This window comes from Pseudomonas sp. BRM28 (assembly GCF_002939405.1).
In the GTDB taxonomy this organism is placed as follows: Bacteria; Pseudomonadota; Gammaproteobacteria; order Pseudomonadales; family Pseudomonadaceae; genus Aquipseudomonas; species Aquipseudomonas palmensis.
Genome location: NZ_PEFV01000001.1, coordinates 3,719,464 through 3,729,489, shown reverse-complemented (window position 1 = coordinate 3,729,489; position 10,026 = coordinate 3,719,464). Strand labels below are relative to the sequence as shown.

The following is a 10,026-nucleotide window of genomic DNA, read 5'->3' as shown; positions in this document are numbered from 1 at the left end:
GCATTGCTTGCCAGGTCATTCACACGGTTAAGGCATTTCGCCTTCGTCAGCCGTACAGGGTTCTCCCTGTCGTGGGCAGCCTTTCGGGGCTGTCTGGCGCCGGTCGCCGGTAGAGGCAATGCGGTCTGTTGGTTGTTGCGCTGGTTGTTAAAGAGCGGGTGAGGCTTGAGGGCCTCCCGAGGGGCTGTGTAGCGCCTCGATGGAGTAAATATGTACCAATGGTTCACAGTGGTCAAGTACCAAAAGTACATATTTTTCTCGCGACCACAAAAAAGCCCGCGTTATGCGGGCCTCATTGGTAGGGCTGGATCACTCGTCAGGACTTGGCTTGGTGATAAAGTCTTTTGGGATGTACGGAACCTTGGTCACCTTGCCGTCCTTGGTTTCGAAGGAGACGGTTTTTGCGCCACTGAAGGCGGTGGCGTGACTGTAGATCCACATCTGGCCTTCTTCCCTGGATGTGACCATGTAGGGGTTGCCCATGATCTCGTAGAGCTGGTCTTCGGTCATGCCCACTTTAACCTGGCTGGCTTGTCCGAACGTGAAGGGCGTTCCCGCGCACCCGGCCAGGATGACCACGACAGCGGCGAGAAGGAATCGATGGAACTGGCGAATCATGGGTGACCTCCCTGTGAACTGAGCCGCCATCCTACCACCCTGGCCATCAGCCATCACGCAGGCATGAAAAAGCCCGCCGAGGCGGGCTAATTTCAATGGATCTGGATGCTAGGGGGCGCCCCGGTGAATAAAATTCTGACCGGGTGCCCGTCCCATACGTCAATAGATCTAATAGGTTTAGGCTGACAGAAAACCAGCACTATTAGCTCTGCCGGTTCTATCTGGTCATTCACTACTACGTTGGCCGATCCCTCGGTCAGATCGAGCTTACGCAGTAGTGCTTCCGCTCGCTGAAGTTCCATTGGCTAGCTCCGAGTTGTGTCCTGACACTAGCGTCATGTTGAAAATCGACAGAATTTTGTCGATCGGCAAGATATAAGAGACATTATTGCCTCCAGCAAAAACCACGCCAACCGACCTAGATCCGTCTTCTGTTACCACTAGGGAGCCGCTGTCGCCCCCTTCGGAGAAGGTGTTACCGCCATCTCCTTGCACAGCCCATACCCCTGAAAAGTAGACTATAGACTGGAACCTGTTGGACTTATATGGGATGAAGAACGGGACCACAACTTGACCTAACACCATGCCAGCTCTCAGTCCGGTAGTCCTGCCAACCTTCTTAACCCTGAGACCTGCCCTGAGAGCGTCAGTTTCATTGGGTGTGTCATAGAAGCCATTCCCTTGCATGGAGCTTACTTTATCCGGCTCGGTTACAAGGAAAATAGCTGCGTCGGTTTCTTGTAGGGTTATCTGGTTAGGGTCGCCGCTATTCAGCGGCGCGAGCGCGAAATGCGTGCCGATGGCCACCGGTGGCGGGCTTGCTGGTGACGCATCCATTGGTGATGGGCTGAGGATGTGCATCCCGTGCGGAGTATGGTTGCATTCGCCGGTCACGTGATTGTTCGAGAACCCGACCAAGCGTCCATCTGCGAGCTTGGCAAGGAACCCTAAGGTCCCGGCATCGAATACTTGAGACGTGGTCACCGAAGATCCGCAAGAAATCCTGTCGGAATGGGTGAACCAGATCGGCGCCCCAGCTGCAGCAGAAAACGGGGCCGGAGGAGGATTCGTCTCAATCGTGGTCTTTCCTATGTAGGAAAAATCGACGCCATGAGCTCTCTTGGGAAGCTTCTTGTTGATCTGAGAAGAGATCGCATTCTTGCACAAGACCGAGATCGCGCCGTTACCGCTGTCAGCGGTCACAGCAGTTATCTTCAGCCGATGCAGCGCTTGCGAAATACGCTTAGCGGCATCAGCATCAGTATCGAAAATTCGTTCAAGCGACATTTCAATGGGCGACTGGGCTGCTTCGCGAGCTGAAAGCGCACCATGCCTCCTAGCCCATTCATGCAAGGCAGAGCCGAGCATCATCGCGTCATATTCGACAGCAGGTTTGACTTCGATTTCCGGTATTTCAAGTGTGGTCATATCCCTATTCCCCTCCCCAGGGGCTAAATCGTCATAAGCTAGCCGGACTGTCCGGCATTTTTGAGCTCAAAGTAATACTTAATACCAAAACACCTTCGCTGGCACGCTGATCCCACTCTCGGTCATCTGCTGAGGTGCATTCCCATATCATTGTGCTTTTTCTGGCTGAGATCTTGAAATACTTCCCGCCTTCACCTCATCCCCATACCCCACCAACCGATCCTCCCCAGCCTGCATCACCTGGCAGATCCTGATCACTGCTTGGGCGTCGGCCTCGTTTCCGGCCTCGCTCAGTCGAACCGCAATTCGCATCAGCTCGACCGCTGACCATTTCAGGTCAGAGGCCAGGCCTTGGAGGTCGCGACGGAGTTCTTGGTTGGGCTTGGTTAGGGGCATGGCTACAGAACTCCGCCACGCCAAATTACGCGACCCAGGATTCGGTGCTCATGGATCTCTCCGTCCGGAACCTTGAGATCTGCATAGAGTGCTTTGTCTGGGTTATCGCTGCGAATTATCCATCCCTCCAGGTCGGAGAAGATCAGGCGCTTGACGATGGCACCCTTGTTCTCGCTGAAGAGCGCGAACACCTGGCCGTCTACAGGATCGATCCGTGATTCATCAATCAGCAATACGTCGCGATCACTTATGGTTGGCTCCATGCTTGAGCCCTGCGCGTAAATTACCTTCAGGTTCTTCGGGTTAAGGCCCATGAACCGGATCCACTCGCGCTTGAATGCGAGCGTCCCCCTAACCTCGACGTGGTCATTGGATTGACCTGACCCTGCCGAAACAAGGGCGGTGTACTGCTTGATGTGGACGTACGCGTCTTCTTCGTCATCTTCAGTAGGGAAGGCGGGAATGTCGGCGGACTGTGACGCCAATGGCTTCGGGGCCTCATGAACGCCATCCCGCATTCCACCGCGCCCGTACTCCAGCCACTCGACCCGGACCTTGAGCGCGGACGCCAGGGCAAGCATCTTGGCTCCGCCTGGCATCGATTCTCCGTTCAACCATTTGCTGCTGGCCTTGGGTGTGACCCCGGCCAGTTTCGCAAGGCGAGCGCCGCCGCCCCACGAAGGAATGTCGTTGGCAAGCAGGGCTTCTCTCAAACGCGCCGCAAAGGCCGCTCGTATTTCTTCTATCTGAACCATAGGTTCAATATCGCATGCGCTTGCATGTACTTTCAGTTCCGACATAATATGTACTGACAGTTCATATTTCGTTTGGAGGCCCCATGCAGGAGCTCAAGAAGGCAATCGATAACGCAGGTGGCGTGACCGCCGTTGCGCTCGCTTGCGGGAAAACGCCGCGCGCCGTCTACAAGTGGCTCACCGCTGGCTGCCTCCCGCGCACCGAATACACCGGCGAAACAACCTACGCCGAAAAGATCGCAGCCCTGGCAAAGGCCAATGGAAACCCGCTCAAGGCTCAGCGCCTTCTGGCTGCCACTGCGCCAACCAAGACCGCCGCCTAACCAATTCCAACCGCAAGGAGCAGTACCCGTATGGCCTATCACGACCAAAGTCACCTGAAAGACCGGGAGATTAAGTCGCGCTACGACGAGGAAACCTATGAGGCACTTAAGGCCGTAGCTCGGCTGCACAAGCTTCAGCTGGCTGTCTTCGTGCGCATGTGCGTCGAGGAAAAACTGGAAAGCATCATCGAGAGCGATGTTAACGACAAAAGCCAGACGGCCTGAAGGCCCGGAAGGAGGCCTACGTGCCCGAAACCACGATCTGCCATGGGATCGATGGACGCCTCTACGAAAAGCTTGAGCGACTGGCAAAACAGGCAGGCATGTCGCCTGAGCAGTACGCCGCAAAGCTGGGAGCAGAGCGCTTCTTCGAGAAGACCAGGCCGAGAGGAGCCGGAAAAATCCGAAACCTCCCGGTGCCGCAAAGGAATCAGGACTCAATAGGGCCTGAAAAAGGAGGGACTGATGAAGGCCCAGATTAGCGAATCCGCCGAATCGCGGACACAAAAAAGCCGCCTGGCGGGGCGGCTTCTTCTAAGCACAGTGGTAACTCATCTGTAGGGTGAATAATGACGGAATCGAAACTCCCAGGCAAGGGGCTCATCAGTCTCGCGCCACAAAATGAAGGCAATGAAAACGTGGCGCGGCAAACCATGAGTTCGCGAGAGATTTCCGAACTCACCGGAAAACGCCATCCCGACGTCAAGCGCGACATTCAGGCAATGGCTTCCGAGCTGAAAGTTGATGTGAGCGGTTTTGCTCACATTTACCTGGATGCTCGCAACCGCAGGCAAACCGAATACTTCCTCGACCGAGAGCACACTGAGTGCCTGCTGACTGGCTACAGCGCCATGCTGCGTATGCGCGTAATTCGCCGTTGGCGGGAACTGGAGAAGATCGTTCTTGATCCAGCCAAGAAGGTAAATGGTGCCAAGGTCAATGGCGAGATTGCGATCTTTGAATGCTACACGCGCCTGCTCAAGCCTTCGCCTTCCAGCCAAATGGCCATGCTGAACAGAATCGCCGCAAACAACGGCCTGGAATCCAGCTTCTTGCCTAGCTACGCCATTGATGCCGCTCCAGATGCTACTGGCGGCTCATCCATGCAAACCCTGCCTCTGACCGATCTGCTGAAAGATCGGAGCATTCGCAGCACTGCCAGGGTGTTCAATCGCTACCTCGCCGAAAAGGGGCTCATCAAGAGATGCCAGCGAAACAGCACCAAGCGCGGCGTCGTGGAATTCTGGGCGATCACTGAAAAGGGCCTTCATTTCGGCAAGAACCTGACCAGCCCTAACAGCCCGCGCGAAACCCAGCCTCATTGGTATGTCGATCGGTTCGATGAACTGGTGGAGCTTGTAGGGAAGGGTCGCCCATGAAACTTGTGACTCTTGTTGTAGATGCCCCAACCACTCCTATCCGACTTGGCATGCCCCTGCTGGGCGGACGCGTCACTGCGGCTGGCATTGGTGACTATTTCTCATATGCCGAGCTGCTGGAGGCCGCCAAAGACCTAGTTCTGCTGATTGAGGACGGTGTACCGCCCCGCCATGAGGCTCTCGAAGCTGCAGCACAGGCAGCCAGAGAGCTGATCACCAAGCTGGAGGCCCAATGATGGCCAGATCCCGAAACATCAAGCCAGGGTTCTTCTCGAACGAGCACCTGGCAGAGCTGGACTTTGCCACTCGCCTGCTGTTCATCGGCATGTGGACCGAGGCTGACCGGGAAGGGCGCCTTGAGGATCGCCCGCGCCGATTGAAAATGGCGCTGTTCCCAGCGGACAACGTCGACATCAATCGCATGCTGGATGACCTGGATCATCTGGGGTTCATCAAGCGTTACACCGTGGGTGATGTGAAAGCGATCCAGGTGATCAACTGGGCCAAGCACCAGAACCCGCACGTCAAAGAGGCGAAGAGCACAATCCCTGAGATGCACGGTTTAGAAGGGTCGCAGGGTGAGCACGGTGCAAGCACGGTGCAAGCACCAGACTCGCATGGTTCTTTCCCGGCTGATTCCCTCTCTCTTGATTCCGGATTCCTGATTCCTGATTCCCTCACAACGTCGCCTTCGGCTCCCGACACTGCTGAGCTGTTTTCGCGGTTCTGGAAGCTGTACCCCCGCAAGGTTGGCAAGGACAAAGCCGAGAAGGCCTGGGCGAAGATCAAGCTGACCCAGCCACTGTTCGACGAGATCATCGCTGCGCTGGCCAAGCACTCTGTAACCCCGGGCTGGACCAAGGACAACGGCCAGTTCATCCCGCATGCGTCGACTTGGCTCAACGGGAAGCGCTGGGAGGATGAGGTCGAGATCCCTGCTGACAACGTCCATCACCTGCCAGCCAGCCGCCACCACGGCTTTGCTGAGCGCGACTACACCTCAGGCTTGAAGCGTCGGGAGGACGGCAGCTATGCGCTCTGAAAAAGTCGTCCAGATCGACCAAGGCGCGGTCGTTGCCCGTATCCAGCCGGCCGAATGCGAGAAGCACGGCGCCTTCGAGCAGAAGGTCACCATGCTGCTGGGCAAGGCACTGCGCAGCCACTGCCCTGAATGCGCTCGCATTGCCAAGGAGGAGCGAGAGGCCCGGGCCGAGGCCGAGCAGGCCCTGAACGTTCGCCTGGCGATCTCCCGCAAGCTGGGTGACTCGCTGATCCCGAAACGCTTCGCTGATCGCTCTCTGGCGAACTACAAGGCCGAGCACAAGGGCCAGGCCGAAGCCCTGCGCTTTTGCCGCCACTACGTGAAGACCTTCGACCAGATCGCCGAGACCGGCCGCTGCATGGTGCTGCTGGGCAAGCCTGGCACCGGCAAGACCCACCTTGGCGCCGGGATGGCCAACGACCTGATGCGCAGCACTTCGCATTCGGCCGTGTACCGCACTGTTGGCTCGATCCTGCAGGCCATCCGCGCGACCTACGACAGGTCCAGCGAGGCGACCGAGGCGAGCATTATGGCCAGCCTTATCGAACCCTCCCTGCTGGTGCTGGACGAGGTAGGCGTGAGCAAGGAGCAGCCGAGCGACTTCGAGCTGACCACCCTGTTCGCGATCATCAACGGCCGTTACGAGCAGGTGAAGCCAACGGTGGTCATTTCCAACCTGGATGGCAGCCAGCTGCCAATGGCCATGGGCGAGCGCTGTGTCGACCGCTTGCGTGAGGGCGGGATGATCGTGGTTCCGTTCGAGTGGGAATCGCACCGCGGCAAGGAGGGCGTCTGATGCGCGATCTAGTCGAATTGAAGACCGATGACCTGAAAGGCGTTGAGCTGAACTGGGCAACTTTCTGCGCCGTATACAAGGGCATGGGCCTGGAGCCAACGATCAATGTCATTGAGGCCTGTACTCATGAGATGAGAGGCCTGCTCAAGCCAATCGAATTCCCTCGGTCTGTAAGCCTGAGCTATCTCGGCGCGTACGGCGCTGAATACCACTGGAACCCTTCGGGTGATTGGGAGTGCGCGGGGCCGCTGATCGACAGGTTTGAGATTGAGGTATTGCGCGCTGGCTCATGTGTTCACGCAAAGCTCTACGGGAAAACAGATTCAGCCGGCACTGGCGAAACGACTCTTGTTGCAGTTTGCCGAGCGATCGTCGCTTCGGTTTTTGGCGAGAAGGTGAGCGTACCGAAGGAGCTTTCCCAATGACCCCAGCACAAGAAATCACAGTCGCCCAGCTCAAGAGCGAGGGCTTCGCAAAGGTCGTGGAAGGCCGGGAAATCGTCCGCATGACCAAGGGCGCCGACCGCCGTGTCGTAATGGCCGATGGCACACAGAAGCGCGGGTATCACGTTGAGTTCAAGCGCGCCGGGCAGCCGGCTGGGGAGGGGGTGTGATGTGTACCTGGGCTGAAACCGAAAAACTCGACGGCTCCGGCGACGTGGTCACGAGCGTTTACGAACTGGCTCGCTCCTTTGGCTGCCAGCCCTCCGACTTGGTCAGCTTGTCTGGTCGAGAGCTGGACGAAGGCGAATGCCTGTGCGACCTCGACGAAGCGGCGACTGGCAAGAAGCTTGGCTACGCCGTGTCTTACCCGGACGAGCGATTCGATGTGCTGTTCACGCAGGAGAAGCACTGATGGACACCAACAACATGCGCGACATCAGCCGTGAGCAGTTCGAGACATTCGCGCTCAGCTCTGAGGGCGGCTTGTTCGCCGGCCACCTGGCCACGGGTGAGGATGGCGAGTACCTGAACTATGCGGCGCAGTGTTACTGGTTGTTCTGGCAGGCCAGCCGAGAAGCCGTTGCGGCGGAGCTGTGTGCGCCATCGCACTGGGTCGCCGACTACGCGGCCTGTGGCGGCGGCCGGGCCGTGTTCGATGCCGAAAAGGCTAGCAAGGTTACCGACCCCCTGTGCTTGAAGACTCCTGCTTACACCGTCCATGCGCTGGAGAAAGCCGGCCTGAAGGTGGCTCCATGATCGCCGCCTACTTCCTGATTGTTCTGTTCACTGCTGGCAAGGATTCGGCCATGACCTCCGTCCCGATGGAGTCTGCCGAGGCGTGCCAGCAGGCCGCAGTGCAGGCCAAGTCGGAACTTGAAGGCACTTTCAGCATCGTTCGCACCAGCTGCGTAAGGGGCAAGCCATGACAGCTGACCAGATGATCTGCGTCTACTTCGTTGGAGCACTTGTGACTGCGTGCTCCGTGCGCAACCTCAGGCACTTCTACCGTTGCGTTCTGCTGTGGCCGGTGTTCTGGGGCTACTTGGCTGTATTGGTGCTTGAGGCTGCCGTGGAGGATATCCGCCATGACTGAGTTCGCCATTCGCAGCAGTCAGGACCTCAACCGCCTGTACGGCGCTCTCCACGCCATCGACCTGACCAAGCCCAAGGTGGTGGTCATCAAGGACGAGAAGCGCCCTGACGTCTGCAACCGGAAGATGTGGGCAATGCTCCGCGACGTCTCCCGGCAGGTCGAGTGGTACGGCCGCAAGCTCACCGATGAGGATTGGAAGCACATCTTCAGCGCGGCGGTGCAGAAGCAGGACGCGGTGCCGGGCATCGACGGTGGCTTCGTCGTCCTGGGCGTCTCGACCCGCAAGCAGTCGCAGAAGTGGTTCAGCGACCTTTTCGAGGTGATGCATGCCTTCGGCGCCGAGCATGGCGTGCGCTGGACAGAGCCGGATCGGTGGGGAGGGCGGTACTGATGCGGACTGCCATCAAGGAAGTGAAGCAGAAGACCTGCAAGGCCTGCGGGGGGAAGTTCCGGCCGAGCTTCAACAGCACGCAGGTGGTGTGCAGTCCGAAGTGCGCACTTGCCCATGCCCCGGCCAACCAGCAGAAGGCCCGCAAGGCCATCGACCAGCGCGAGCGCCGCGAGATCCAGGTGCGCAAGGAGAAGCTGAAGAGCCGCGGCGACTACATGCGCGAGGCCCAGGCCGAATTCAACACCTACATCCGCCTGCGCGACCAGCACCTGCCCTGCATCAGCTGCGACTCGCTGCCCAGCGACCACGACCTGATCACCGGCAGCCGCTGGGACGCCGGCCACTACCGCTCTGTGGGCGCCTGCCCGGAGCTGCGCTTCGAGCCGCTCAACGTGCACCGCCAGTGCGTGAAGTGTAATCGCAACCTGTCCGGTAACGCGGTCGAGTACCGCATCCGGTTGGTACAGCGCATCGGTGCCGACCGGGTGGCCTGGTTGGAAGGGCCTCATCAGGCCTGCAAGCACACCATCGACGACCTGAAGGCCATCAAGGCCGAGTACCGGGCAAAGATCAAACAGCTGAAGGAGGCTGCAGCATGACTTGGACTATCACCGATACGGCCTGCATGTTCCTGCTGGCCATGGCAATCGGTTCCACCTGGTGCCTCGGGCGCGGCCAGTTGATCGCGATGAAGCGCAAGCGCGAGGAGGGCGGCCCATGCAACTGAACAGCGCGCGGCAAGCATGGCACGATTGCTTGTACACCGCATGGGATAGCCAGGGCGCTTTCATCGAGAACTTGGGCCTGTTCGGCGCCATGGTCCAGGCCACGCAGAAGCAGCGCAAGGCGAACCACTCGATGCACCAAGCCATGGCCGGGCATATCCAGCAGGCTATCGGAACGCTGCCCGAGTCCCTGCGGGCCTTCGGCAGCTGGATGTACAGCCCGGTCGAGAACGATGACGACCGGGAGCAGGCCGAAGAACTGGTGTTCATGGCCGCCTACCAGGCCGGGCCGAAGATGTACGCCAAGAAGTTCGAGAAGGCTCGCACGGTCGCCGCTGGTGTGCTGCACCGGTACCGCCGCTTGCACCAAGGCGGGCAGAGTGAAGGGATCGACCCTTGCCCAACTCCGGAGGTGTTCCGCGCCTGGCTCCTGGCCATCCACGGCCTGGAGCTGTCGTCGGAGCAATGGGGCAGGGAGTGGGAGGGTTTCATCGACGCCTGCTTCGCCGCGTGCAGCGACCTCGACCGTGATGCGCTGGTGCCCGTTTCGCGGGCGTTGAAAGAGATGAAAATGGCTGCTTGACGAAATGTCCGGCTGGTGGCACTATTTCGCCATTCTGATAATTTTGCCTATGGC

20 protein-coding genes are annotated in these 10,026 nt (G+C 58.7%); 16 read left to right on the top strand and 4 right to left on the bottom strand.

Going from position 1 to position 10,026, the window contains the following annotated elements; genetic code table 11:
• Nucleotides 1–309 precede the first annotated feature (309 nt).
• From bamE to CR917_RS17520, 4 genes are all read right to left on the bottom strand, one after another.
• Nucleotides 310–618 carry an outer membrane protein assembly factor BamE gene (gene bamE / locus CR917_RS17535; RefSeq protein ID WP_104572720.1) on the bottom strand — a complete coding sequence of 103 codons (309 nt, stop codon included), beginning with the start codon at nt 616–618 and terminating at the stop codon, nt 310–312.
• A gap of 267 nt (nt 619–885) precedes the next feature.
• A complete protein-coding gene (locus tag CR917_RS17530; RefSeq protein ID WP_104572719.1) occupies nt 886–2,046 on the bottom strand; it encodes a hypothetical protein in 1,161 nt (386 codons plus the stop codon).
• A 147-nt stretch (nt 2,047–2,193) separates the two neighbouring features.
• Nucleotides 2,194–2,442 carry a hypothetical protein gene (locus tag CR917_RS17525; protein ID WP_104572718.1) on the bottom strand — a complete coding sequence of 83 codons (249 nt, stop codon included), beginning with the start codon at nt 2,440–2,442 and terminating at the stop codon, nt 2,194–2,196.
• A 2-nt stretch (nt 2,443–2,444) separates the two neighbouring features.
• Nucleotides 2,445–3,242, bottom strand: coding sequence for an XRE family transcriptional regulator (locus CR917_RS17520; protein ID WP_371920441.1), 798 nt, complete (start codon nt 3,240–3,242; stop codon nt 2,445–2,447).
• Nucleotides 3,243–3,280: 38 nt separating this feature from the next.
• Here CR917_RS17520 and CR917_RS17515 point away from each other — a divergent pair, with 38 nt between their 5' ends.
• The 16 genes from CR917_RS17515 (at nt 3,281) to CR917_RS17450 (ending at nt 9,972) form a co-directional block, all read left to right on the top strand.
• Nucleotides 3,281–3,520: a hypothetical protein gene (locus CR917_RS17515; RefSeq protein WP_104572716.1), complete on the top strand. Its 240-nt coding sequence runs from the start codon at nt 3,281–3,283 to the stop codon at nt 3,518–3,520.
• A 30-nt stretch (nt 3,521–3,550) separates the two neighbouring features.
• Nucleotides 3,551–3,745, top strand: a complete 195-nt coding sequence (locus CR917_RS17510) for a hypothetical protein (protein ID WP_016487783.1) — start codon at nt 3,551–3,553, stop codon at nt 3,743–3,745.
• Nucleotides 3,746–3,765: 20 nt separating this feature from the next.
• A complete protein-coding gene (locus CR917_RS17505; RefSeq protein ID WP_016487782.1) occupies nt 3,766–4,002 on the top strand; it encodes a hypothetical protein in 237 nt (78 codons plus the stop codon).
• A gap of 171 nt (nt 4,003–4,173) precedes the next feature.
• Nucleotides 4,174–4,899 (top strand): Rha family transcriptional regulator, encoded by a 726-nt coding sequence (locus tag CR917_RS17500; RefSeq protein ID WP_371920454.1) that lies wholly within the window; start codon nt 4,174–4,176, stop codon nt 4,897–4,899.
• On the top strand, nt 4,896–5,135 hold the full coding sequence (locus CR917_RS17495) for a hypothetical protein (RefSeq protein ID WP_100633220.1): 240 nt from the start codon (nt 4,896–4,898) through the stop codon (nt 5,133–5,135). The genes CR917_RS17500 and CR917_RS17495 overlap by 4 nt, the downstream gene beginning before the upstream one ends.
• Nucleotides 5,135–5,941, top strand: coding sequence for a hypothetical protein (locus tag CR917_RS17490; RefSeq protein WP_104573189.1), 807 nt, complete (start codon nt 5,135–5,137; stop codon nt 5,939–5,941). The genes CR917_RS17495 and CR917_RS17490 overlap by 1 nt, the downstream gene beginning before the upstream one ends.
• Nucleotides 5,931–6,737 (top strand): ATP-binding protein, encoded by an 807-nt coding sequence (locus tag CR917_RS17485; RefSeq protein ID WP_104572715.1) that lies wholly within the window; start codon nt 5,931–5,933, stop codon nt 6,735–6,737. Before CR917_RS17490 ends, CR917_RS17485 begins: the two co-directional genes overlap by 11 nt.
• On the top strand, nt 6,737–7,162 hold the full coding sequence (locus CR917_RS17480) for a phage protein NinX family protein (RefSeq protein ID WP_104572714.1): 426 nt from the start codon (nt 6,737–6,739) through the stop codon (nt 7,160–7,162). Before CR917_RS17485 ends, CR917_RS17480 begins: the two co-directional genes overlap by 1 nt.
• Nucleotides 7,159–7,350, top strand: coding sequence for a hypothetical protein (locus CR917_RS17475; protein ID WP_104572713.1), 192 nt, complete (start codon nt 7,159–7,161; stop codon nt 7,348–7,350). Before CR917_RS17480 ends, CR917_RS17475 begins: the two co-directional genes overlap by 4 nt.
• Nucleotides 7,350–7,592, top strand: coding sequence for a hypothetical protein (locus CR917_RS17470; RefSeq protein WP_046787146.1), 243 nt, complete (start codon nt 7,350–7,352; stop codon nt 7,590–7,592). The genes CR917_RS17475 and CR917_RS17470 overlap by 1 nt, the downstream gene beginning before the upstream one ends.
• A complete protein-coding gene (locus tag CR917_RS17465; protein ID WP_104572712.1) occupies nt 7,592–7,936 on the top strand; it encodes a hypothetical protein in 345 nt (114 codons plus the stop codon). The genes CR917_RS17470 and CR917_RS17465 overlap by 1 nt, the downstream gene beginning before the upstream one ends.
• Nucleotides 7,933–8,106: a hypothetical protein gene (locus tag CR917_RS27305; protein ID WP_158255594.1), complete on the top strand. Its 174-nt coding sequence runs from the start codon at nt 7,933–7,935 to the stop codon at nt 8,104–8,106. The genes CR917_RS17465 and CR917_RS27305 overlap by 4 nt, the downstream gene beginning before the upstream one ends.
• Nucleotides 8,107–8,265: 159 nt before the next feature.
• Nucleotides 8,266–8,664 carry a recombination protein NinB gene (locus CR917_RS17460; RefSeq protein ID WP_104572711.1) on the top strand — a complete coding sequence of 133 codons (399 nt, stop codon included), beginning with the start codon at nt 8,266–8,268 and terminating at the stop codon, nt 8,662–8,664.
• On the top strand, nt 8,664–9,263 hold the full coding sequence (locus CR917_RS17455) for a recombination protein NinG (RefSeq protein WP_104572710.1): 600 nt from the start codon (nt 8,664–8,666) through the stop codon (nt 9,261–9,263). Before CR917_RS17460 ends, CR917_RS17455 begins: the two co-directional genes overlap by 1 nt.
• A complete protein-coding gene (locus CR917_RS27770; RefSeq protein ID WP_255001108.1) occupies nt 9,260–9,391 on the top strand; it encodes a hypothetical protein in 132 nt (43 codons plus the stop codon). Before CR917_RS17455 ends, CR917_RS27770 begins: the two co-directional genes overlap by 4 nt.
• Nucleotides 9,382–9,972, top strand: a complete 591-nt coding sequence (locus tag CR917_RS17450) for a hypothetical protein (RefSeq protein WP_104572709.1) — start codon at nt 9,382–9,384, stop codon at nt 9,970–9,972. Before CR917_RS27770 ends, CR917_RS17450 begins: the two co-directional genes overlap by 10 nt.
• Nucleotides 9,973–10,026: the final 54 nt, after the last annotated feature.